At 36.7% G+C, this 24939-nt stretch carries 15 protein-coding genes and 1 pseudogene; 7 read left to right on the top strand and 9 right to left on the bottom strand.

What is annotated here, in order from left to right; genetic code table 11:
• The first annotated feature begins 12 nt into the window (after positions 1–12).
• The 3 genes from FNZ60_RS02745 (at position 13) to thpR (ending at position 1885) form a co-directional block, all read left to right on the top strand.
• On the top strand, positions 13–411 hold the full coding sequence (locus FNZ60_RS02745; RefSeq protein WP_142416193.1) for a PTS sugar transporter subunit IIA: 399 nt from the start codon (positions 13–15) through the stop codon (positions 409–411).
• A gap of 17 nt (positions 412–428) precedes the next feature.
• Entirely contained in the window at positions 429–722 is a 294-nt protein-coding gene (locus FNZ60_RS02740; protein WP_142416192.1) for an HPr family phosphocarrier protein, read from the top strand.
• A 623-nt stretch (positions 723–1345) separates the two neighbouring features.
• Positions 1346–1885 carry an RNA 2',3'-cyclic phosphodiesterase gene (gene thpR / locus FNZ60_RS02735; protein ID WP_142416191.1) on the top strand — a complete coding sequence of 180 codons (540 nt, stop codon included), beginning with the start codon at positions 1346–1348 and terminating at the stop codon, positions 1883–1885.
• A gap of 74 nt (positions 1886–1959) precedes the next feature.
• On the opposite strand, the gene grpE is transcribed toward thpR, so the two are convergent.
• Together grpE and hrcA are read right to left on the bottom strand one after the other, a co-directional pair.
• On the bottom strand, positions 1960–2643 hold the full coding sequence (gene grpE, locus FNZ60_RS02730; RefSeq protein WP_142416190.1) for a nucleotide exchange factor GrpE: 684 nt from the start codon (positions 2641–2643) through the stop codon (positions 1960–1962).
• Positions 2644–2768: 125 nt separating this feature from the next.
• A complete protein-coding gene (gene hrcA, locus FNZ60_RS02725) occupies positions 2769–3839 on the bottom strand; it encodes a heat-inducible transcriptional repressor HrcA (RefSeq protein WP_142416189.1) in 1071 nt (356 codons plus the stop codon).
• 480 nt (positions 3840–4319) lie between these two features.
• Here hrcA and rdgB point away from each other — a divergent pair, with 480 nt between their 5' ends.
• Together rdgB and hemW are read left to right on the top strand one after the other, a co-directional pair.
• Complete coding sequence (gene rdgB, locus FNZ60_RS02720; protein WP_142416188.1) at positions 4320–4967, top strand: RdgB/HAM1 family non-canonical purine NTP pyrophosphatase; 648 nt, start codon at positions 4320–4322, stop codon at positions 4965–4967.
• Positions 4964–6163 (top strand): radical SAM family heme chaperone HemW, encoded by a 1200-nt coding sequence (hemW, locus tag FNZ60_RS02715; protein WP_142416187.1) that lies wholly within the window; start codon positions 4964–4966, stop codon positions 6161–6163. The genes rdgB and hemW overlap by 4 nt, the downstream gene beginning before the upstream one ends.
• Positions 6164–6309: 146 nt before the next feature.
• Here hemW and FNZ60_RS10040 read toward each other — a convergent pair.
• The 4 genes and pseudogenes from FNZ60_RS10040 to FNZ60_RS02695 form a co-directional block, all read right to left on the bottom strand.
• Positions 6310–6697: pseudogene (locus tag FNZ60_RS10040) on the bottom strand (Arm DNA-binding domain-containing protein); the annotation flags it as partial.
• A 1630-nt stretch (positions 6698–8327) separates the two neighbouring features.
• Positions 8328–9500, bottom strand: coding sequence for a succinyl-diaminopimelate desuccinylase (gene dapE / locus FNZ60_RS02705; RefSeq protein ID WP_142416186.1), 1173 nt, complete (start codon positions 9498–9500; stop codon positions 8328–8330).
• A gap of 223 nt (positions 9501–9723) precedes the next feature.
• Positions 9724–10470 carry a M48 family metallopeptidase gene (locus FNZ60_RS02700; protein ID WP_142416185.1) on the bottom strand — a complete coding sequence of 249 codons (747 nt, stop codon included), beginning with the start codon at positions 10468–10470 and terminating at the stop codon, positions 9724–9726.
• Positions 10471–10502: 32 nt separating this feature from the next.
• Positions 10503–11282 (bottom strand): alpha/beta hydrolase, encoded by a 780-nt coding sequence (locus FNZ60_RS02695; RefSeq protein WP_142416184.1) that lies wholly within the window; start codon positions 11280–11282, stop codon positions 10503–10505.
• Positions 11283–11476: 194 nt separating this feature from the next.
• Between FNZ60_RS02695 and infC the strand changes: the two genes are divergently transcribed.
• Complete coding sequence (gene infC / locus FNZ60_RS02690) at positions 11477–11995, top strand: translation initiation factor IF-3 (RefSeq protein ID WP_142416183.1); 519 nt, start codon at positions 11477–11479, stop codon at positions 11993–11995.
• A gap of 344 nt (positions 11996–12339) precedes the next feature.
• Here the strand turns inward: infC and FNZ60_RS02685 are convergent, their stop codons facing one another.
• The gene (locus FNZ60_RS02685; RefSeq protein WP_142416182.1) at positions 12340–12570 is read right to left on the bottom strand and encodes a hypothetical protein; all 231 of its coding nucleotides are present in this window, start codon (positions 12568–12570) and stop codon (positions 12340–12342) included.
• Between the two features lie 1323 nt (positions 12571–13893).
• On the opposite strand from FNZ60_RS02685, the gene FNZ60_RS02680 reads away from it, so the two are divergent.
• Positions 13894–15660, top strand: a complete 1767-nt coding sequence (locus tag FNZ60_RS02680) for an ABC transporter ATP-binding protein (RefSeq protein ID WP_142416181.1) — start codon at positions 13894–13896, stop codon at positions 15658–15660.
• A 2523-nt stretch (positions 15661–18183) separates the two neighbouring features.
• Here the strand turns inward: FNZ60_RS02680 and FNZ60_RS02675 are convergent.
• Positions 18184–22836, bottom strand: a complete 4653-nt coding sequence (locus FNZ60_RS02675; protein ID WP_142416180.1) for a translocation/assembly module TamB domain-containing protein — start codon at positions 22834–22836, stop codon at positions 18184–18186.
• Complete coding sequence (locus tag FNZ60_RS02670) at positions 22836–24800, bottom strand: autotransporter assembly complex protein TamA (protein WP_142416179.1); 1965 nt, start codon at positions 24798–24800, stop codon at positions 22836–22838. Before FNZ60_RS02670 ends, FNZ60_RS02675 begins: the two co-directional genes overlap by 1 nt.
• Positions 24801–24939: the final 139 nt, after the last annotated feature.

The following is a 24939-nucleotide window of genomic DNA, read 5'->3' as shown; positions in this document are numbered from 1 at the left end:
GAGTTTGTGTAAATGATTGGACTCGTGCTTGTAACGCACGGTGAGCTGGCTGTCGAATTTTTACATGCCGTGGAACATGTTGTTGGAACACAAGAAAAGTTCGCAACAATATGCATTTATCCCGATGACGATATAGACCAGCGCCGAGGTGATATTATAGCCGCAGTAACCGATACAAATACAGATCATGGTGTCATTATATTAACAGATGTGTTCGGTGGAACACCATCAAATATAGCTATTCCTGCTATTGAAAAAGGACGCGTTGAAATGATTGCGGGGGTTAATTTGCCCATGCTTATTAAATTGATTTCGATTCGCAAATGTCCTGATATCTCATTATCAGATGCGTTAAGAATAGCACAAGAGGCAGGGCGTAAATATATTAATGTACCAAGTATGACTTTATAGCGGATGATAAAATACTAATGCTTTCCAAAGATGCCCTCCCATGTATAAGCCGTCATTTCAATATCTGTAATAAACGTGGATTGCATGCAAGGGCTTCTGCAAAATTTGTACAAACTGTTGACAATTTTAACGCCACTGTTGAAGTTGAAAAGGATGGAAAAATCGTTGGCGGTTCATCCATTATGGGGCTTATGATGCTCGCAGCTTCGTCCGGTTGCAACCTCACCGTTCGTGTTTCAGGACCAGAGGCAACAGATGCTCTTAATGCTCTTGAAAAACTCATCAAGAACAACTTTGGAGAGGAAAACTAGTGCCTCGCACCATAAAAAAGATAATAATCCTTAGAGAATAAGAACCTTCCATCTTTATCTTGAATTTTAATTGCTTTTCCCGCTTTTATACCAACATTCATATTCACTGTAGGTTGGCATAATTATTATAAATGTAACAGCTTATCATAATTAAATTATGCAGAATTTTTTTTCTTTCTTGCCTAACATTATTTGGTCAATTTAGATCGTTTTTGCGTATTATGGCTGTTACCCAACTTAATCGTATGATTTACACCTTTGCAAAAAAGAGAATTCTTACTTGTATTGACTATTTTTGCTTTTAAATGAAAGAAATATCAAGATAACTTCACAAATTAGAAATCAATCAACTATCCTTATGTTATGGTAGCTTTGTAGCTTTTCATGATACATAAATAATTTTCAACTGCCCATCATTGTGATGCATATCATGAAAATGCAATTCTTATTGATATTACAACGATCTTTTTAAAAAATAAGCTTTGTACGTTCATAATTATGGTAAGCATTTTTTAGACATTCTTTTTCTCAATTATTGCCTTATCTTCTGTGGCACTCTTCATTTTCAGTTTATCTGTCATTGTACTTGGGATAGCATCTTGTTATTATAAAGAGGTAATATTATGGGTCGTCTATTTAGTGCTCTTCAAATTCCTCAACAAACAACACAACAACTGATATCGTTGCAAAATGGCTTACCAAATACACGGTGGATTAACCCGCAAAATTTTCATGTCACTTTGTCTTTTTTCGGTGAAGTTAAAAATGTGACAGAAAATGCACTTATGCATGCCTTTGATACAATAAAACTCCCTCCTTTTATACTGCAAATAGAAGGTTTTGACATTTTTGGTTCAGAAAATGCTTCCCCCTCTCTTGTTATTCGCATTGAACCTTGTGAAGCTCTCCATCTTTTACATGAAAAGATGCAATGTATTCGCAGTCATTTAGGTCTAACGCCTGATGAAAGGCAATTTACTCCGCATATTACTGTTGCGCGACTGCGCAATATTAAACCTGAAGACCTTGTTTCTTATCTGCTCTTTCGAAGAAATTTTTCATTTTATCCTTTTGAGGTCGATCATTTTGTTTTATTTTCATCGTCATCTCCCTCAAGCGATACTGTGTATCTTGTCAAAGGAAGTTGGGCGCTCCAAAGATAAAAGGGCGCTTGTAACACCCTTTAAAGCTTTTTGAAAAAAGACCCCATACATGCAAAACTGCAGAGAATTCTGCATTACGTTGGAGATTTATTATTGTGTGCAGACGAATCAGTTTCCACAACAGCTTCTTTTGTTCCTCCTTTGGCCACACCTACTATAGCTGGACGTAAAACCCTTTCCCCGATAATATAACCGGCCTGAACCACTTGTTGAACAGTGTTATCGGGAACATCAGCATTAGGAATTTCAAACATCGCTTGATGAAAGTGAGGATCAAATTTTTGCCCATCTGGATGAATTTTCTGTACCCCATGACGTTCTAATGCTGCCATCATGGCACGTTCAGTCATTTCAACACCTTCTGCCAATGATTTCAAACCAGCATCGCTTTCCCGTGCACCTTCTGGAATTGCTTCCAAAGCACGATTGAGATTGTCAGAGACAGATAACATATCCCGTGCAAAATTAGCAATGGAATAAGCCCTCGCATCGGCTACATCACGTGCAGTACGGCGTCGAAGATTTTCCATGTCTGCAGCAAGACGTAAAAGCTGATCTTTCAGCTCTTTATTCTCATCCTGCAAAGATGCTAAAGGATCAACCGCATTACTTTCTTCTTCAACGTCTCCGTGTGCTTCTGTTTTATGTGTTTTTAAAAATTCATCCGCTGCTTGTTTAAGTGTATTACGATCAGCTGGATTTTTTAAATCGCAATTTTCAAATGAAGCGTCAGTAAATTTGTTTTTTTCATCAGACATAAAAATTCTATTCCTTCATAAGATTTGTTATTCTCGATATTGAAATTTTACAGACAAAAATCAAGGGGTACTGATGTATATTAATACAATGAGCTTTTATAGTACAAATACTTAACTGCATCATTTTAACGTAATAACTGTGATACAAGTTGAGCTGTATAATCAACCATGGGAACAATCCTTGCATAATTAAGCCGTGTAGGACCAATAACGCCTAAAGCACCAATGACTCTTTGTTGTGTATCACGATAAGGCGCTACGACTAAAGAAGAACCAGAAAGTGAAAATAACTTATTTTCTGAACCAATGAAAATTCGCACCCCCGAACCCGCATCCGTTAAATCGAGAAGCTGTGCCATACTCTCACGTGTTTCAAGATCATCAAATAAATGGCGTAATCGTTCTAAATCTTCTTCTGCTTTCATATCTTCAAGCAAATTGCTACGCCCGCGAACAATGAGATGTATTTTATGATCCGCCCCTTCTCCTCCCCAAAGAGCTAATCCTGTTTCAACAAGATGATGCGATAAATCATCAAGTGCAGCCCGTGTTTCTGCGCATAAGCGAGCAATTTCCCCTTTAGCTTCATTCAATGTACGTCCTTGAATATGCGCATTGAGAAAGTTCGTTGCTTCTGTCAATTGCGCATGCGTTACCCCTTCTGGCAAATGAACAATACGATTTTCAACTTCACCTTGTTGAGTGACTAAAACAGCAAGAGCATGCTCCCTATCAAGGCGCACAAATTCAATATGTTTTAATGTTCCTTCCTGTTTTGTTGCAAGAACAAGTCCTGCCCCACGTGAAAGATCTGAAAGAACTCGGCTTGCTTGAACAAGAAAATGTTCAACCGATTGCGCATGCCCCGCCTCTTTGACTTGCATCTCAATATTTTCCCGCTCCTCGTTTGGCAAATCACCCGTTTCCATAAATGCATCAACAAAAAAGCGTAAACCCGATTGTGTCGGCATCCGCCCCGCAGAAACATGCGGAGCATAAATCAAACCAAGATGTTCAAGATCACTCATCACATTGCGAATCGTCGCAGGGGATAATGTTTGTTGCAAAAGTCGCGAAAGATTGCGTGACCCTACAGGTTCACCATCATTAAGATAGGCTTCAACAATATGGCGAAAAATATCACGCGAACGCTCATCAAGATATTTAAATTCATTATCAATAGGTTTGTGCTTCATCACAATTGTTTCACTACTTTTAAAAACACTCTTCTCTTATATAATTTTTGCCAAGCTTTGGTCAAATAGTCTAAAAGTAGTATAAAAATATATTATCTTATTAAGCCATAAAATACCATCTTTTATAATGATAATTAAGGCATATAAATCATGCGTGGAGTGTTTTTAGAGTGTGTGATTGAATATTTAAGATAGGAATTGGCCTTTTTTAGGGACTTGCCAGGAGAATCTGAATTGTTTACAAACTACTGGGAGTAGAAAATTTTATTTCTCTCATAATAAAGGCTCTCATAGATAAAGACCGTCTCTCGTGTCTTTTCAATCGTTGTCTTCACAAAGTACGAAGAATTTTATTTGAATAAAGTATCATAAAGCATATAAAAATCTTATCATGTAAAATCAAGCAGAGTGTGTAGCGTGAGTATTTAAGCTGGTTTTTAGTATAACAGTAGTTCCCTTTTCACTTTTGGAGAATTCGATATGAGAAGCATAGAAGATAAAAAACTTGTCATTGCTACACATAACGCCGGAAAATTACATGAAATCACTACTTTGGTTGCGCCTTTCGGTTTAATAATACAATCGGCAAAAGAGCTTGGCTTGCCAGAACCAAAAGAAACAGGAAAAACATTTGAAGAAAATGCTTATATTAAAGCTTTTGCAGCGGCAAAAAAGACAGGACTGCCTGCTCTTTCTGATGATTCAGGCTTAGAGGTGGATGCATTGGATGGTGCACCAGGTGTTTATACAGCTGATTGGGCGATTCAAGCCGATGGTACACGTGATTTTCCAAAAGCGATGCAAAAAATAGAAGATGAACTCCAAAAAGTCGGAGCGCAAGAAAAAAGTCAACGAAAATGCCGTTTTATATCTGTCATTTGCATTGCATGGCCTGATAACCACGCAGATTATTTCCGTGGATGCATTGAAGGAACGTTCATTTGGCCTCCTCGAGGAGACAAAGGCTTTGGTTTTGATCCTATTTTTTTACCAGATGGATATGACAATACCTTTGGAGAAATGTCAACAGAGCAAAAACACGGCTGGCAACACAATGACGTTTTCCCTCTTTCACATCGCGCACGGGCTTTTAAACTTTTGGCAGAAAACCTTCTGGCATTCTCATGAACGAACCTTTTGGCATTTACATTCATTGGCCCTTTTGTACAGCTAAATGTCCCTATTGTGACTTTAATTCACATGTTCGCCTCCATGGTGTTGATCAACCACGTTTTATCACCGCTTTTGAGCGCGAAATAGAAACGCAATACCATAAAATAGGTCCACGCCATATTACGAGTATTTTTATTGGTGGGGGGACCCCCTCTCTTATGGAGCCGCAGACTGTTGACGCCCTCTTGCAGGCACTTGCAAAAAAGTGGATACTTGATGATAAAGTTGAAATTACATTAGAAGCTAATCCATCCAGTGTGGAAGCAGAGCGCTTTCGTGGATACCGTGCTGCAGGTGTTAATCGCTTATCTTTAGGGATACAAGCACTCAATGATAAAGCATTACGCAAACTTGGCCGACTCCATAATGTGGAACAAGCTCTTTGTGCCATTGCTTTAGCACGGAAAATTTTTCCACGTTTATCCTTTGATCTCATTTATGCTCGCCCCGAACAAACCCTTGAACAATGGAAATCCGAACTTGTACAAGCCATTGATTTGGCAGCAGACCATCTTTCTCTCTATCAATTGACAATCGAAGAAGGAACCGCCTTTAAACGACTTCATGATGCAGGAAGGCTTATCCTTCCTCCATCGGAACTCGCAGCAGATCTGTATCACCTTACCCAAGAAATAACAGCTCTGTATGGACTTCCTGCCTATGAAATCTCAAATCATGCCATGCCTGGTGCTGAATCAGCACACAACCTTCTTTATTGGCGCTATCACCAATATGCAGGCTTTGGTCCAGGAGCACACGGACGTTTCATTGAAAACATACCAAATCATTCTTCCACTTTTTCAAAAACACCTTTATCACACCTTAAAAACAATGAACGTTATGTCACAATCAATGAAAAACACCCCGAACAGTGGCTTGAATTGGTCGAAAAAACAGGACATGGCTGTATTGAAACAGAACGATTAACTCTTAAGCAACAGGCAAATGAAATGCTCCTTATGGGGTTACGCCTTTGTGAAGGCTTAGAACTTACACGCTATGAAACCTTAAGCCCAAAACGCATTCCAATAGAAAAACTTATCGATTTACAACACCAAGAATTGGTAGAAATGGTGGACAACCAACGCTTAAAAGCAACAACCAAAGGACGTATTGTTCTTGATCACATTATTAGCCAGCTTGCAAACTAAAGCTTTTATAACAGCATATTGATTTTATTATTGTTCATAGCAAAGATTAAACAACAATATCGTAAGGCTTTTTTGTTTCAAAGCTGTTTATAGTATATTAATTACAATCATTCACTTACCTCTTAAAAGTAAGGAAATGTCTGGTGAAACCAATCACAAGCCTTACCATCTCTTTTTAATTCAGCTCCACCACTTTCAAAAGCCTCTAGAGCAATGTCTTTTAAATTATGGAGATTACGCATTGCCTCACGCTTTTGTTTATTACGTTCTTTAATAGGGTCACATCCTTCACGTAAAATAGAACGCCCATTGGTTTGCACATGCACGGGCTTGTTTTAAAGAAACGTTTCTTAAAGAAGCTAAGCCCATTTCCGATGGCGCCCGTGCATGGTATAACGATAAAGTCCCCTAGAATAATATAAAATCTATTGAGCCCCCCATCTTATGCTTATGGAGTAACAAGCCGACACCATTCACACACTTTGCCAACCTTAGAATGTTGCGGACCAACCCTTGGCACTTAAGATGGTTCATGAAAAGCCATTTTTAATCTTTTCTTTAACAATTTTTACCCCCACGCCAACCCCGCTTTTGACGTGCAAGTAAGTGATTTTGATTGATTCAAGATAAACAGATTCGAAATGAGAAAATCTTATGATATTCGGGGTTCTAACTCAAATTGGATAACGATAAATTATCCTTATAAATCAATATCTTGCCTTGATACAAACTATAGAAGGTGTAAAAATACTTTTTAACAACTTCAAATGCCAAGAGCTATCGTGATATTTTGAACTCGACAGCATATATGGTGGTCTAACTTTTTTTCACAAGCGTAAAGAGAGTGATGCCCTTTAGATTTTATATATTTCATGGAGAATCTTATATTATACTATTCATAAGTGCCATTGCATGTAACAAACATTGAGAGAATTTCTTAAAAAAAGCACATGAATGCGTAACACAATAATGTATTGTTTTTTATGAAAACCGTGGCTCCATTAAAGAACAAGAGAAATAAATACGCATCAATCTCCATGATTTAAAAGATATTTTTGAAAACTAATAAAACCGAATGAAAAGATGGAGGGGAAAATAGGCATTGTTTTTCTGCCTCTATGCCTTTTTATGCTCTCTCAAGGAGGTGCCAAAGATTATAGCAAACAGATATACATACAATATTTATCCCGTTCTGGAATATCAAAGCTGTTTTAGCAAAGAAAATACTTAAATGAATATTTCAGCATACTGCTTTACGCTTGGTATTGCTTTATAGGTAACAGAAAAATTTTATTAAACAAACAATGCACTAAAATCAAAAATACACTAGAATATGGATCGGTATTGTTTTGGTACTTAGCGAAAATGACATCCGTTGCATATCATCTCACTTGTCTGTGTACATTCTTATGCGTACTTATACATGTCCTCTAAGTTGGTTGATAAAGAAAATTGAGAATAACATAATTCTTGATTAAAAAAGCCAACGAGATGCTACAGAAGATTTTCTCATGTATTTTTATCATCAGAAATATTAAAGCTGATTGTATAAAACTACTTTCTACCTTGTTATGACTTTTTCTGCAACGCAGGTTCTTTTTAGTAAAAAGAGCATGACAAAATATATGAGATAAAATAAACTTGGAGCGTATTTCTGTGTTTTTTACTCTAAGAAAGACTCATTTAAACAAAGAAGGCTTTTTATAAGAGTGCGAAAACATATCTAAGACATATAGTGAAAATGAGCGCATCTACGTTTTAGAAACTTTTAAAAAAGCGGCATATTTTTTATGTGTCTTCATGGCTTCAACCTATCATCACATCAATTATGATGTAGCGCTCCTTGTTTTCCATATATGAATTGCGCGTTGGCTTCTTCCCTACAGTTTAAAAGAATGTGGGTATCCTTAACTCAATCTTGTTTGTAAACGGCTCTATTTTTTAAAAAAGGCTTCACTTGGTTTTCCACTTATATGACATACTGAACTAAAGACTTTACGAGCAAAAATTCCGGCTTCAGAATGCTCGCCACATACTCTAAAACTAGTTAATACATTAAGTCTCACCTTATGTCACCACATCTCAAATGAAAATATTTTATTGCAACAAAAGGGTCTTATAGCAAAACAAGATAAAGATATTATTAAACCAAACAATTATTTCTTTATGCAAAAAAATCAACAATAAAACGCTCATAAATAACCGTGAGCGCTTCCACTGCATCAAGGGCGACACATTCATCTATCATATGCATCGTTTGTCCTGGTAAGCCAAATTCAACCACGGGACAATAATCCTTAATAAATCGTGCATCTGAAGTTCCACCAGACGTGGAACATTCTGGTATACGCCCTGTTACACTTTTAATAGCATTGGATAAAATTTGAATAAGTTTATCATTTTTTGTCAGAAAAACATCCCCTAAACTTGGAATCCATTCAAGTTGATAAGAGGGATATTGATCACTGTTATTTTTTGATTGTACCAGAGCAAGACGCTTTTCAATTTCTTCCATCAGTGTTTCTTTTGTCCAAAGATCATTGTAGCGTATATTAAAACGAACCGTTGTCTGCGCTGGAATAACATTAACCGCCCTATTACCAGTATCGATAGTTGTTAGCTCTAAATTACTGGGTTGAAAATTTTTTGTTCCTTGATCTAAAGCCGTTTGTGTCAATGCTTGAATAAGCTTACTTGCCAAAGGCAAGGGATTGGCAGCCCGTTCTGGAAAAGCAACATGACCTTGGCGACCTCTCACAGTAATGATACCAGAAAGCGATCCGCGGCGTCCAATTTTGATAACATCACCAACAGTCTTTACGCTTGTTGGTTCTCCCACAAGAGCCGCAGTCCACTTTTCGCCTTTTTTTTCTGCCCATTGGAGAAGTTTTACCGTACCGTTAAGTGCAGGGCCCTCTTCATCACCAGTGATCAAAAGGCTTATCGTTCCTTTAATGGATTGTTTCTGAAGAACGCGCGCGACAGCCGCAATAAAACAAGCAATACCGCCTTTCATATCAACAGCACCCCGCCCATATAATTTCCCTTGATCTATAACAGCTTCAAAAGGTGGATAAGTCCAATCTTCCAATGCTCCTGGCGGTACAACATCCGTATGACCGGCAAACATAAGATGGGGTCCTTTGCTTCCCATTTTTGCATAAAGATTTTCAACATTATCTGTATTTTTATCTGTAAAAATAGGGCGTTCAACATGAAATCCCATTTTTTTCAAAAATTGTTCCAAAGTTGATAAAGCCCCTGCTTCATGAGGTGTAACAGAAGGGCAACGAATAAGCGCCTGTAATAGCTGAAGTGGATCTGTAAGAACAGACATAAAAACCCCTTCCCATTTGTCATAAATCATCTAAACTTAAGGTTATTACGCTGAATGACAAAAAAGATAAAGAAAAAACATTGAAGACACTCAGCAAACCAAGCAGGGGAGAACAATCGTGCTGAGAGCTTCAATGGCTTCCGCATTATGCATGACAAAGCACACACAAAACGAGACACTCAACAAAAAGTTCCGTTCAATATTGCTTTCATTTGAAAATTTTTTACGCCTCTAATTTATATGAATCAAAATTAATGGCGTGTAGTCTCTGCGCATTTTCTTTCAACCAAGTACGATACGTTTTACTATCAGGACATAGTTTTTCACAAAGAGCCCAAAATCTTGGTCCATGATTCATTTCAACAAGATGCGCAACTTCATGGGCGACAACATATTCAACAACTTCTTTTGGAGCCATAATAAGGCGCCAAGAAAAAGAAAGACGCTTATCGATGGAACAAGACCCCCAACGACTTCTCGTATCCTTATAACAAATGGACTTTACTTTACGCTCTACCTGATGAGCATAATGTGCCACCAAAGGTGTTATAACAAGCGCTGCTTGTTTTTTTAAAACGTCAGCAATGCGTCTTGGGAGATATTCTAATTGACCATAAACAATAATTTTAGGTCCTTGCTCCGCATCCGCTGTAACAATTTCTGTGACCCCACGTCCTTGTTCATGCTTGATGGTATGGGCAACCCCCAATAAAGGAATGGTTGCCCCTGCTTTGAGATAAGCCTCTTCATGAGCGATTTGTATACGAGCAAGACGTGCCTCAATCCAAGCCCGATGTTTTTCAATAAAATCTTGAACTGTACAGAGATTTACCGCTAGGGGTGTTGTTACACAAATCTCTTGACTGCTGGCATCAACACGTAATGTAAGACGACGCGCATGCTTATTTTCCCGCACACGTATAGGGATAGCGCGATCAGAAAAAATTAAATGCTTTTCAGAAATGCTCATGTATTTATCTTCATCATCAATAAATATCCCCCTCATTTTGCATTAATCTGATTAATTAAAGATCTCAAGGCTGTTTCTAGACAATCTAAATCCTGTGGACGAGAAAAACGGTGATCTGCATCACGCACAAGTGTCAATGTTACGTCATGAAGAGGTAAATGATCAAGTAAAGTCAATGTATGCTGATAGGGTATCTCCACATCTTCCATTCCTTGTAGAATATGGATTGGGCACCCAACATCAATGCATCCCTCCATGACACAGTTATTTCTGCCATCTTCAATAAACGCTTTTGTAAAAGGAACAGGCTCTGTATAACTAATTTCAGATCGTTCAATACGCTCTGCTTCTTCCAAAATTTTCCATTTCTTCACACCTGCCCCTGATTCTATCAATGTTTTTGTAAAATCAGGCGCTGGAGCAATCAATATCATGCCAGCAAGCTTCTTATTTTTCTGCGCTAAAAACTTAGCAAGCCTTAAAGCAATCCATCCCCCCATAGAGGTACCAACCAAAATTTGCGGCCCCTCACAATAGGTTTCAAAAACCGCTAAACTTTCGCTCACCCAACGCGAAATCGTTCCTTTAAAAAAATCACCTCCTGATTCTCCATGCCCAGAGTAATCAAAACGTAAGCAGGACAAATCATTCTTCTGAGCAAAATTATCAACAAACACCGCCTTATCCGCTAACATATCCGATAGATAGCCATGAAGCCAAACCAAACCTGGAAAGTGCTGCCCTTTGCGATGGCGTACTGCAAGAGCAGTGTCTTCAAACGAAAAAAACTGGCAAGGAATATTTTGATTCATGATTCTTTTCCTCTATAAAACAATTTTTTTAAATTTAAGGAAAAACTTTTATAACCTAAATCACTTAAAAAAGTAACAGGTTAAATAATAAAACAGACGCGAATTATAGTTGTTTTTATGTGCATAATTGTATATTAAATTAACTGTAGTTGAATCAAAATTAAGGAGCGTAAATCATTCGTAGACCGTTTAAAATGACATCTACCCCAAAAGATGGACCGCGTTCAAATCAGGATATTCGGGTACCTCATGTTCAGCTTATCAATGATGAAGGACAACATCAAGGAGTTGTTGCTATACAAGAAGCTCTTGCTATGGCTGCAAATGCAGGGCTTGATTTGGTTGAAATTGTACCAAATGCGGAACCACCCGTGTGTAAAATTGTTGATTTGGGCAAATTAAAATATCAAACCCAAAAAAAAGCTGCTGAAACACGTAAAAAGCAAAAAGTCATTGAAATCAAAGAGATTAAGATGCGCCCAAATGTTGATATCCATGATTATGGAGTCAAACTTAAGGCTGTTCATCGCTTTATTGATCATGGTGACAAAGTAAAGATTACTTTGCGTTTTCGTGGTCGTGAGATGGCTCACCAAGATCTTGGGTTAAAGCTTCTTCAGCGTGTGAAAGAAGACACAAGTGAAATTGCCAAAATCGAATTGGAGCCAAAGCTTGAAGGCCGGCAAATGATGATGGTGATAGCACCTAAATAATTTCTATTGGAATAATATTTGTGTGCAAATCATCAAAATGAGCGGATGGCGATCATTTAGAAGCACTACATAGAATTTTCTGTGGTGCTTCTAGGATTTTTTATAAAGTATAGATCATTTTTGAAAATTCAATAATATTTTCTCGGTTTATAAGAAAAATTTGTTATTTTGCATTATTGATTGTAAATCAATATCCAATTCTCATACAGCCATATGTTTGAGATAAAATTAGGTCGTATCAGTGCTGTACGAGCCGTCCAAGCTTTTGTATGCCAGATGTAAGCAAAAGAGGGTCGCATCTCTGTTTGTGTAACTTCTGAAACAGGTAGAAAACCTAGTTCTGGTCAAATATGAAGTTTTAAGGGTAGAAAACTGTTCCCCTCTTTACCATCATTTTTTACTTCAGATTTACGGCTTTCAACAGTATTTAAAGTAATACCCTTTAACCTATAGAGATTACACATCGCTTCGTGTTTTTTTCTCTCACGTTCTTTAATGAAATCACAACCCTCAGGTAAAATAAAATGCCATGGCATGGCATATTTACGGACTTGTTTTAAAGAAAAATTTCTCAACGCTCATCACATCTATTTCGCAATGTTTCACGTGAATCTATAATGATAAATTTCATTGAACCCCTAATCTTTACGCTTATGAAGGAGCACACATGAGCATAAACCACTTCAAATGCCAAAGGCTGTAAAAATATGGCAACTGGTAAAAGATGATAGTGTTGACTTGCACTTTCATAAACGTAAAGGCAATAGCATAAGTGTCAAAATAATGATGCCCATTAACACGACCATTCTCATCTGTTACTTACAATATCAATATATTGATTTACAATGATAATCTAGCATTATTCAACTTGAATTAGAACCTCGAATACTGCAAGATTCTTTTATTTCAAACTTGTTTATCTTAAAATCAATAAAAACCATACGCTTGCACATTAAAAGCGGGCTGAGTGTGTGGATAAAATTTGTATAAAAAAATGGCTTTTCATGAACCATCTTAAGTGCCAAAGTTTGGTCCGCAACACTCAAAGGCTGACAAAGTGTGTGTGATGGTACCGGCTTATTTCTTCACAAGCGTAAAGATGGGGATGTTTAATAACAACACTTGACCAAACAACATGCAATAAGCCAGTGGACAACTCGTGTTTATTTTTCCAAATAAGATATCATTTCCTCATTAAAAACTTCCCCTTATTATCAACTCCATTGTCAGTATTCTCAGCAATTTTAGCTACGATCTCTTTTAAAGATGGATCATTTTATTGGTTCACTACCAAAGCCTTTAAAAATTTTTTATTCCATTGAATTCAATTTAACCTTCTGAAAGTAACAAAATAAAACCAAGACACAACGTTATAAGATGAAAATGATGTATTTATAAATGCTCACAGCATGAAAAATTCCTTGCGCAATGTTTTACATGGAGTAGAATACGGTGACATATTAATGAATAAGGATAATTTATGCTCCTTGAATAAGAGAAGTAAATATCGCGGGTCTCTCTCATTTCAAATCATTTTCGATATGGAATTAAACAAAAATATTTGTTTGCGCCCCACCCGTGATGGTATCATGTGCATAAAAAGAAATCATAATCCTCTTATAAAACTTTTCAAGCAACCAGAAGACAGGGTGCAATAGGGGAATACCAATAGAGTGATGATATCAGTTTATATCTTATAAATGGTATCTATTTGTATATAAATGAAATGGTGGTGCACAGACCACTTATGAAAGATTTTGCGTTATACGAGGTTCCGTGGCATGAAGGCGTGTAATGCACATTGAAATAAAGAAGGCTCTTTTTGTAAAAAGTTAAGAGGTTTTCATTAAGAGCGCTTCAATCTTGCATAAAGCAACGAGAGAATATAGAAGCACTTCATGGCAAAAAAACAAATTTCTTCTTTTGATAAACATCTTATTATCCGTCTTTTGCGAGAAAATTTTCATAAACATGCGCGTTGGTACAGTGCAGCTATTTTTGCAATGATCATTATTTCCTGCACAACTGCAATCAGTGCATGGATTATGCGTGATGTTGTTAATCAGATTATTGATGCGCAAAATTTTTCTATGATCGTTTTGATTTCTAGCTTCATTGCTTTTATCTTTATTCTTAAAGGAATTGCAACTTTTGCCCAAACTTACTTTTTAAGCAAAGCAGGCAACAGTATCATTGCTGAACAACAACGCAAAATTTATGCGCGCCTGATGGAACAAGGTGTCTCTTTTTATCATAATAACACATCATCTGATCTTCTTGTTCGCGTAACCCATAATGCGACAGCCGTACGTAATATCATTGATACGATTATTACAACTTTTGTACGGGACTTGCTTTCCGTTTGTGGTCTGTTGCTTGTTATGTTTATTCAAAACTTTGTGTTAATCTCCATTACTTTAATCGTAGGACCCTTGGCTTTTTTAGGCGTTCGAATGGCTTTAAAACGCGTTCGCCGCCTGATGGAAAAAGAGCTCCTTTCACTTGGTGAAATTATCAAAATCGTACAAGAAACAGCTGTTGGCATTCGAGTCATCAAGGCTTTTTCGTTAGAAGAAGTCATGAAAAAACGAATGGACAAAGCCATTTGTAATGTTGAAAAACAAACAAATAATATTGCAACACTTGAAGCGATTACCAATCCGATTATGGAAACACTCACGGGTGTCGCCATTGCAGGTATTATCTGTTTTTCCGGTTACCTTGCAACCCAACGCGCAGGTGTTCAGGGTGAATTTATGTCCTTTATTGTTGCTTTACTCTTAGCTTATGAACCCGCAAAAAGATTAGCAAATGTTCGTGTCAAAATTGAATCTGGCTTGGTCAATATTCGTACGATGTTTGAAATACTCGATCGTCCCCTTACAGTTATAGAACATAAAAAAGCTAAAGATCTGAATAAAATGCCAGGAGCTATTCGCTTCGAGCATGTTTCTTTTGCCTATACCGATAACAAAATGGTATTGAAAGACATAAATTTAGAAATAGAAGCCGGAAAAATGACAGCATTGGTGGGGCCATCCGGTTCAGGAAAGTCAACCCTTATTAATCTTATTATGCGCCTCTATGACCCCACAAAAGGACGTATATTGATTAATGATCAAGACATCCGCTACACAACATTTCGCTCCTTAAGAAACCTGATGGCCTATGTAGGACAGGATACTTTTCTCTTTCAAGGAACTGTTAAATATAATATTGGGCTTGGAAAAGAAGGAGCGCGTGATGACGAAATTATTGAAGCAGCAAAAGCTGCCAATGCTCATGACTTTATTGTGGATTTGCCAAATGGTTATGATACACAGATAGGTGATAATGGCTGTAATCTTTCAGGGGGACAAAAACAAAGACTCGCTATTGCTAGAGCAATGATTCACGATAGTGAAATTCTGATTCTTGATGAAGCAACAAGCGCGCTCGATTCACACACCGAGGCACAAATTAATGAAGCCATTCATCAGCTTACCAAAGGGCGCACAACGATCATTATTGCTCATCGCCTTTCAACAATTGCTTGTGCTCATAAAATTGTGGTCATACAAAATGGACAACTGATTGAACAAGGGACTCAGAAAGAATTACTCGCAAAAGAACATGGGTTTTATAAAAAACTTCATAATATTCAGTTCAAAAAAAATACGTCTTAATTTATAGGTCTTTAAATACGATTGAAAATGGATAGAAGCTAACACCCCATTTGTAAAAATAGAATGACCAAAGAAAAGTATTATTTTAATTAAGAATTGACAAAGAATTTATAGTTTATTGAGAATAAACTTCTTGGATTTAAATAAAAGCCTTTTCTTTTGTTAAATGCCACTGATTTTTAATCATGCAACTTGAAAACAAAAAAAACGTTTTCTCTTTTTAAGAGAGTAATGAAACATTCGTAAATTTTATGAACCCTAAAAGTGGGAATACCATCAAGTCTTGAAAAAATTCATGAAAAAGGAGGAATCTAGATTGATACTACCTTTATCCATATTATCTCTACCTTGATAATGTTTTCTTCTTCATACTTTAAAAGGATAAAGATTCCTACTCAATCTAATTTATAAATAATCCAGATTCTTATTGAATACATTCCACCCGACACTGACTTATGTAATCCACTTATACAAAGCTCAACGACAAGACCGCCTCTAAATATTCATTACAGGCCTTCAAAACACTCGGTCAAAGAAGCTACACGCCTTACTATAAATCTCAAATGACAGTCTTGCATGGCACATAGGATAAACTCGATTACAAAAAAATGTGCTGCAAATTATAGAAATACTCAGTGTAAAAAAAGATTGAAAAAATAAGAAAGGATTTATTCTAAATTTTTTACTGTTGTAGATTGCTTGAAAACAAGGTTTGCTGTTTTATCCTCACCTCTAGAACCTAAAATGATATTCCTAAAATATCTTAACTTCTTGAAGCATTTATACCTATACAACGTTATCGCTAATATAAAACTATGATATGCTAAAAAAACAGATGAAAAGCAAAAACAACATCCTAATGAAGCAAAGCTGCTTCAATAGAAAAATACGATATAACTCTGATCAATATTTTTACAAAAATATTTTTTAATATATATTAACATATTGATTTATAATCATAGTTTTTTATTCATCTCAAATAAAAGATACAATGTCGTTTGCTTATTCCTTCTTTATATTTAGGATAAAATAAGCAAAAGCACTTGTCTTAGATGATAAAAAACATTTACATGTCCATAAAAACGCTTAAGATAAGCAATAAAATACCTCAACGCTTTCAAGTGCAAAGGTTGCCGCAACATGAGAAGCTGAAAATAACATGATGATGCCAACTGACATCTTTATTAAATAGTTATACCTTTATTCATAACAATCATACGGATTTATTACCATTCATACGGAATACTTTATACCCTTCCACAAACAGTATTATGAAATAGGCACAAGCGCGCACTGAGATTTTTTTAACACGCTCGTCAATATGCAGCACGAGTGTATTCTATTTTAGAGCGTTCTTGTTTTGGGGAGATGTTTGGTGGCGTTGTCAAAAAAGTGATCTCGTTAAAAAACATAATAAACGAGAATTTAAAATAATAAGTCATTTTTATTATAAAAAATATTGCTTTAAATGGTTTTAAAAATAAAATCTGTACCCTATAAACTTTATGCTTACCGCACCCTTTGATTTATCACATTCTTTAATGAAATCACTTTCTTCCCGTGAGATAGAACACCATTGTGTTGAAAATTACGGACTTGTTTTAAAGAGACATCTTTCAATGCTCGTCACACTCATTTCGCGACAACGTTCGTGAATTGTACAATGATGAATCCCTTGAACATCCTCTATTTTTAGGCTTATGGCGTAACACACTGGAACCATCACATATTTTTTGCCACCCAGTGTTGCGGACACCCCTTAGCTATCGAGATGGTTCATAAGAGGCATTTTTAGTCATTTCTTAATCGTTTTTTATCCATGCAGGATTTCCCACTTGTAACAAGTAAGCGAATAATTTTGATTGATTCAACATGAGTGTCGTTTGTCAGCAGATTTTGGATATTTTGACTTAAAGTTTTGTACCAATTCATTTGATGTTCAAGTGATTTTTAAGAGGCTCTCAAAGAAGCTTAAAAGACCTTTCAAAGCCTTTTCTCATTTTTACCATTAAATTCCAATTTTTGCAATTTTAGGTGTCACAATCCATTTTTAAAAAACGCGCATTTAATGGTAAAAACACTTATAAAAACAATAAATTATCACGTATTCTCATCTAATCCTACTTACTACAAAACCTACTATCAAACTATAAGGAGAGAGGTTTGCAATGAATGAGAAAAAATTACGGCATTCAACGTTCTGGTTCCAGTTGAATAACGATAAATTATATTTATAACTCAATAGGTTGTATATATTATAACTCTTTAGACAACAGTATAAAATAGGCTTGAGAAAAAGATAAGAGTTTCTCTCAAATAAATGCAGATAAGCAAAATAACATACTTTTTTTCGTAAAGATTCGGTCTCTTTAGAAAATAGCATCAATAAAAAATAAAATATTTTAGATCGTTCTTTTCCACACCACCATAACACACTCCCCCTTTGAGTGTATTCCTCGTTGTGGCTTTCTTTCTCAGCCTTAGAAATGAGAGATAAAAAATAAAGAAATTGTTTTTTTAATTTTAATAATCTCTTTCATAAAAGAGACCAATACTCGAATTTTGTTCATTTCCTATAGCACCTTTAGCTTTGAGATGACGCGAAATATCTAAATTAATTGTCCCTTTTGTCGTTCCATCAGATCCTGCTTCAAAGCCTAAATAAATGTTATTGTGTATGTAACGTCCAATACGTAAACCTGTATTGCCCTTTTCATTAACGATAACATCAAGATCATCAAGCCCAATTTTAGTTCGTAAAGTGTTCAACAAAGATGTATTAGAAGCACCCGCAAGATCAGCTGCTGCTGCCGCAAGTTGAGCAATCTGAAATGGTGATAGTTCACTTAGAGAACGATTAAAAATCAAACGCGCTAAAACCTCATCCTGTGGCAAGTTCGGTTGTGAAGAAAAATTAATATCAAGATTATCAATCGTTCCACTTACAGTTACAGTGACGTGAATGTCACCACTATTATTATTGGTTACAAAATAAACCGTAGGATTAAGATTACCGCTAAAGCTTGCTTGTCCTTGATCAAAATTAAGACGTTGTGAAAGAATATCAAAACGTCCACGAATCATTCTAAATTCACCTACTGGATGTACATCATTCAATGGACCTGTTAGATTAATGCGTCCTCCTAGTTCAGCATCTAGCCCTTTTCCCCGTACAAAAAATTGATTACGTGCTGTCACACGCATATTTGATAGGACAACAGATGAAGATTCTTCTGTAATATTATGGCTTTTGTTCGTGCTTTTAATATCAGCACGTTCAAGGGTTGTCTGAATTGGTTTGGTTAAATTCTTATTTTTGACATCAAGAAACTTGGTACCTTGAAAATGATCCGGAACCAAAATTTCAGCTTTTTCGACGATGATGTCACCACCAATAGCAAGATCATGCAAAAAATGACCTGTCATGGTCATCTTACCTGACAATGTCGCAAGAATCATAGAACCATCATTATAATTGGCATTATCAAGATCAAAGATTAAATCAGCCTCTAAATCATTAGAGATACGACCTGAAGCAGAAATTCTCCCTCCTTCAGACGAAGAAGCTAAAGCTTTCTCTATAAAGATCTGATCGCCATTTAATTTGCCTTCAAGCGTTATATTATTCAATCCTACATTGGTTTTTGAATCAAAAAAGCTCCCATCACCGATAGAAATATTTCCAATAAATTGTGGCTTTGATAACGTACCATTAAGAACTGTATCAACTCTTGCTGTACCCGTTATATGGGCACCCCGCTTCGCTAATAAGAGATTAACAAAATCAAGAGGTATTATCCCTTTAGCGTTTAAATTTGCCTCTGAACCGTTAAGAGAAACAGGCCCATAGATGGAAAGATCTAATCCTTTATCTCCTGTCGCTATCATATTTTCAATATGAAATGTCGACTTTTTATAAGAACCACGCGTATTTATATTAATTGACATCGGTCCTTTATGCGTCATAGCGGTTAAACTTTGGCTAGAAAGCTCAAAATGAGCAGAAGGATCCTTCATTGTTCCACTAATATCAACTTTACCTATCACCGTTCCATCAAGTGCTTGTCCTGCAATAAAGCTATTCGCCAAACGTGCCGATAAACTTTGTAAATTAATATGAAGATCAAGTTTGTCTTTCTCTAGAGATACAAGCCCCTGAGCTTGGGCTTGTATGCCTTCTCCTGTGAAATTTGCATTCACAGTAAGGTTTTTATCTAAAGTTTTCCCCGTAGCAGAAAGCGAAAAAGGCATAATTTGTTTATCTTGAAGAGAAACAGTTGTCAGTCCTTCACCTTTTATATCGTAGGTTATATCTGGTTTTTTAAAATGACCACGAATCATAACCTGTCCTGTTACACTCCCTGCTGCTCCAAGATCAGATTTCCACAGATTGGCTAAAGTCGCAGGAAGAGCATCTACGCTAAGGTGCAAATTAAGGCTATCGTGAATATTCCCTGCAAGAGTAACTTTACCGCCATTTATTGCAATTCCTAATTCATTGATTGTCATTCCATCTTCATCAAAAACAATGCTTGACGGTTTTGGCAATGTTGCATGAAAATGGTGTTGTTTTAAATCTATGGCTTCAATTTGCACTTCTCGTTTTATGCCTTTTGGAAGTTCTACACCCATTACACGACCAGAAAGTTGAGCATTAAGAGCATCATGCAACATCGCTTTAACAGAAAAAACCGTTTGGCCATTATCTCTATTGGCATGCGCATTTAAACGATTAACCATTATCAAAGGCGTTTGGATATGCTCTGCATTCATAACACCTTCAAACTGTGTCGTACCAAAAGGATCGAATATGTCGGCATCTATTGCCAGTTTTTTTATTTTATTCTTAGCAAAATCCAAATGGTTAACATGTGCCTTCACATGGGCTTTTTGTCTGCCATCTTGTTCATCAAAAATAAAATCTCCTTTTACTTTTCCACTACCATCCTGCAAAAACAACGCTGAAAGTACTGAAATATCATCGGCATCAATATGCAGTGCTCCTTTAAAAAAACCACCAAGTTGTTGAGAAAGATCACCCGTTATTTTTGCACTCCCTCCCTTAATATCGATATTTTCAAGTTTTCGAATTTTATGAGAATCTTTAAAAGAAGCAGATATATGCAAAGGTTTTTTAGCAAAAATCCCTTCACCTTTTACAACCCCCGTTAAAGAAGTAACGGGTGCTGTATTATCTACAAATGCCTTTATGTTAAGTGTTGTGTTTTGAAGTTTTTTCCCCACAACTAACGCTTCAGCAATATAAGCACGTGTATTGAGCTTTATATGACTATTGCGCCCTCTTGCTGTGCCTTGAACTGTAAGCGCACCATTTATCTTCGGATCTAATTTGGTTAGATCAGATATTTTAGCAGATAAGTCCATTTTAGCGCTTTCACCCGAAAAATAACCATTAGCCTTTATGTCTGTATATTGGTTTTTCAAATTAAAATGATTCAAAACAAAACCCGTTCTATTTCGAGAAACTCCCCCTGAAAGAGTGATATTTCCTTTGAGTAAACGATCAAAAGGCTGCACACCTATTTTCATATTGTCAGCCATTCCTGATAATCTCAGATCAAAAATACCACTCAATAAACCGATCGTTCCTTTTGCTTTAATATCTGCGCTACCAGAGAGGGGTTGTTTACTAAATACTTCCAAAGGAGCTAATGTTTGCGCTTTTAAACCGAGATCGCCTTTAAAAACAAAATGCTCCATTGTTCCTTTTAACCAAGAAGAAAAACCCTGAGACGTAACACTAAGATCATGAATCAAAATTGGTTTATTTGAAACAATATCCGTATCTAAATGCATATGAACCGCTTGGCTTAAATCTTCTACCAATGCTTCCTTAATCTTTTTAACCCCTTGAAGCGTTCCATTAACCTGAACACCAACGTGCCGAGAAGCCGCATTATCAAGATTTTCACTTACCCCCCCCATATCAAAAACAGCATCGTTAATATAAATATTTTTATTGCTAAAATGATGGACAACAAGCCGCCCATTCCAAGATTGTTGCCCTTCACGACCATAGTCAATGTTCAAAGCAATATTATTGGCAGGTTTTGGCACTTCTGATAGGGGTAAATGAACAGACTCCTTTTCGTTATCAAAAGCCATTTTACCATCGACAAAAAGCCGACGTAAAAATCCATCGGCGGTTATTTCAGCATTGGCGATAATATTCATTGCTTGACTCTGAAGTACCATCTGATCAAGGTGAGTCACCCCCTCTCTTGTCCTTCTTGCCTCTGCTTTTAATGTTATATCAGATGCGAAGAAACGACGATATTGAGAAGATATTAAAGGACTTAATGTTCCCTCTAGTTTCGTAGAAAAACTGTGTCCTTCTGAAGTACTTGCAAGAACAACATGACCATCTAAAATAGAGCGATGATCGGCTTCTAAAGAAAGTCTGACAACCAAATCATCAAAAGTACCATCGCCTTTAATGGCGAGATTTAATGCTGGACGCCTTTCAATGTTAAAAATATTCGCCAAAATACCATTTTCTGGTTCATCAGAAGAAATATCAATTTGAGCTGTGCGATTGTTTTCAGATATCTTGGTAAGAACAGAAAAAGAACCCTGCGCATCTAAACGATGTGCTGTGATATTCACATCAAAATCACCACTCGCCAAAGTGAAATTACCTTCTAAGGACATATCAGTAGAAAAACCCAAAAGATTCTGTTCAAATATCACATGTTGAGCTGTAAACGTATTGATCGAAAGAGCAAGCGGCAATTTTGGTAGCGAAAACTTACTCGTCTCAAGAGAAGAAACAAAAGAAGAATTGCCTTGCGGTTTGCGTAAAAACGTAACCTGTTCTGCCGAAAGCTGGTTAATATCCATGCGCCCTCTCAGCAACGCTAGACGATTCCAATCCATTTTTGCATTGGTAATTTTAAGCCAAACCCCTTTTTTATCACTGATCGTAATCGTATCAATTGATGCTTGAGAAGATAGTGCTCCTTGCATATTGTGTAAGCGAACTTGACGATTAGGTGCTGAAAGCTTGCGTTCAATTAAAGAAACAAACCATGAACGATCATCTGCTGTCTCTTCACTAGAAGAAAGAAGGTCTTCTCCTTGTGCAAACACAAAACCACCGACCAAAAAAAATACAAGTCCAAAGAAGAACGCTAATAAACGTACACTTTTTTTCATTAAAATGCTTGTCCTATACCCACATAAAAACCAATACGAGGATCACCCTGCTCTCTCTTTAAGGGAAAGGCTAAATCAACGCGTAAAGGACCAAGACCTGTCATATAGCGACCTCCTATACCGGCTCCCCATTTAATTTTTTGAGAAAAATCAAAATCCGCTTTTTTCCCTACGAGACCTCCATCAAGAAAACTGACAAATCCTATTTTATCATTGAAAGAAAAACGCAATTCTGCAGATCCCTCAATAAGTGCCCGTCCGCCAACAACTGCATCATTTTCTGTTTTGATACCAATATTACGATAAGCATAACCACGAACAGAGCCCCCACCACCAGCAAAAAAAAGCGTATCCGAAGGGACATGTGCTGTATCATTCCCAAGAATTGTACCAAGCTTTGCCCGCGCTGCCAAAACAAAATGTTCCCCTTCATCCAATGACCAATAAGAACGACCTTCTGCCGTTACTTTTGCAACAAAGTTGCTAAAACGCATTTCATAAAAAGGTTCAACAATTACCTCACCATACAAACCTTTTGTCGCATTAAACTTATTATTACGACTATCGTAAATCAAACCGCTAGGAAAACCAATTGTTGTAAAATTACGACTTCCAAAATAGATATCACGTGAGTAGCCATTTGAAACTTCTACAGCAGTATGTCCCGATAGATTACTATTGAAAATATGCGTAATACCTACCTTTCCTTTAATGGCCTTTGTTGTATAATTTTCCAGAACATCTTGCTGTATTTTTAATTCTGATCTGAGATCTGTATCAGGCGTGAGTACACCGGACTTTATAAACGTGCCTCCGAAAAGGTAATCAAAATTTTTAAAATTGTATGATTGTTTTTTGTTGTTACCAACACCGTTTATTTTTGTCTCAATTTTAAGAACCTCTGCATGACCAAAAAGATTATTATGCATCCAATAAGCTTCAAAACCAGCACCATCTAATGTTGAGTAACCACCCCCTACACCAAAACGACGCGGTTTACGTTCTTGTACAATAAGCATAAGCGGTAAACTGCCATCTGGATTAATGGTATCAGCCTCACGTATATTGATAGCACGAAAAACACCAAGGCGTGCAAGACGTTCATTTGCCTTAGCTAACGCATCGGAATCGTATTTCTGGCCTGGTTTTAATCCGGTCATCCATGCGATATAAGCTGAATCGACACGTGGTTTCTTACTGATATTACGGATAGTTAAAGGACCATAATAAGCCTTTTGTCCAGGGTCAACAACAATTCGTCCTTCAACATGTAACGCAGCATGGTCAGCCACGACCTCACTCTTCACAATTTTCGCTTTAGCATAACCTTGTTGACGCCATCTTTCTACAGCCCATTTTTCTGTTTTCAAAATGGCTTCAGATTTGGCAATAGCCCCAACTTTATAGCCCAATTCTTCAATTGTGGGCATTTTATGCACTTTACGTTTTTCAAGAGGTGCTACTTTATCAATATTTGCAATACTAAAAACATATTGTGGACCGGCATTAACCGTAATAACGATATTGGAATGTGCTGGAAGTTGCGTTATCGGACTCAAATCAGCAGCTTCTAAACCATTAATTTTGATACTAATAACACCACCATAGCGTCCATCAGCATAAAGAGCAGAAAGAATAGCCCGATAATCTGAACGTGCTTTGGCTAATAAACCAGAAGAACTAGCAGATGCTTTCCCTTTATCTGCAACAAGAGAAGAGACAGATTTAACTATTTTTATACCTTCTAATGGCGCCCCTGGCGGTGTAACAACATCAACTTTATAAAATCTCTCTGTACTTTTAACAGAATGTGAAGAAGAATTTGTTTTCTTTTGACCAAAAAAAGGGATGCCGAAAAAATCAAATGCGGCAAGTGGCTGCGGAAAAGCAAAAGAAAAACACAAGCCTATAAATACACAGCGCATGGTTCCTGATTTTAACAAAATTCTCGTCTGGTATACCATAAATCAGATACCTTTAATACACTCTGCATCTACTACACTTTAAATAATATAAAATAAGAAAGGTAAATATAACTACTTCGCATATCTTATACGTTTTATCACATCAAATAAATCTGCAATACATAACGTCACCCTCCCC

This window comes from Bartonella massiliensis (assembly GCF_902150025.1).
Classification (GTDB): domain Bacteria; phylum Pseudomonadota; class Alphaproteobacteria; order Rhizobiales; family Rhizobiaceae; genus Bartonella; species Bartonella massiliensis.
This window is presented reverse-complemented; position numbering and strand designations above follow the sequence as displayed.

What these genes read in the sequence shown, in the direction of transcription:
- FNZ60_RS02745 (WP_142416193.1), top strand. Translation starts at nt 13, where the DNA reads ATGATTGGACTCGTGCTTGTAACGCACGGTGAGCTGGCTGTCGAATTT.
- FNZ60_RS02740 (WP_142416192.1), top strand. Translation starts at nt 429, where the DNA reads ATGCTTTCCAAAGATGCCCTCCCATGTATAAGCCGTCATTTCAATATC.
- thpR (WP_142416191.1), top strand. Translation starts at nt 1,346, where the DNA reads ATGGGTCGTCTATTTAGTGCTCTTCAAATTCCTCAACAAACAACACAA.
- grpE (WP_142416190.1), bottom strand. Translation starts at nt 2,643, where the DNA reads ATGTCTGATGAAAAAAACAAATTTACTGACGCTTCATTTGAAAATTGC.
- hrcA (WP_142416189.1), bottom strand. Translation starts at nt 3,839, where the DNA reads ATGAAGCACAAACCTATTGATAATGAATTTAAATATCTTGATGAGCGT.
- rdgB (WP_142416188.1), top strand. Translation starts at nt 4,320, where the DNA reads ATGAGAAGCATAGAAGATAAAAAACTTGTCATTGCTACACATAACGCC.
- hemW (WP_142416187.1), top strand. Translation starts at nt 4,964, where the DNA reads ATGAACGAACCTTTTGGCATTTACATTCATTGGCCCTTTTGTACAGCT.
- dapE (WP_142416186.1), bottom strand. Translation starts at nt 9,500, where the DNA reads ATGTCTGTTCTTACAGATCCACTTCAGCTATTACAGGCGCTTATTCGT.
- FNZ60_RS02700 (WP_142416185.1), bottom strand. Translation starts at nt 10,470, where the DNA reads ATGAGCATTTCTGAAAAGCATTTAATTTTTTCTGATCGCGCTATCCCT.
- FNZ60_RS02695 (WP_142416184.1), bottom strand. Translation starts at nt 11,282, where the DNA reads ATGAATCAAAATATTCCTTGCCAGTTTTTTTCGTTTGAAGACACTGCT.
- infC (WP_142416183.1), top strand. Translation starts at nt 11,477, where the DNA reads ATGACATCTACCCCAAAAGATGGACCGCGTTCAAATCAGGATATTCGG.
- FNZ60_RS02680 (WP_142416181.1), top strand. Translation starts at nt 13,894, where the DNA reads ATGGCAAAAAAACAAATTTCTTCTTTTGATAAACATCTTATTATCCGT.
- FNZ60_RS02675 (WP_142416180.1), bottom strand. Translation starts at nt 22,836, where the DNA reads ATGAAAAAAAGTGTACGTTTATTAGCGTTCTTCTTTGGACTTGTATTT.
- FNZ60_RS02670 (WP_142416179.1), bottom strand. Translation starts at nt 24,800, where the DNA reads ATGGTATACCAGACGAGAATTTTGTTAAAATCAGGAACCATGCGCTGT.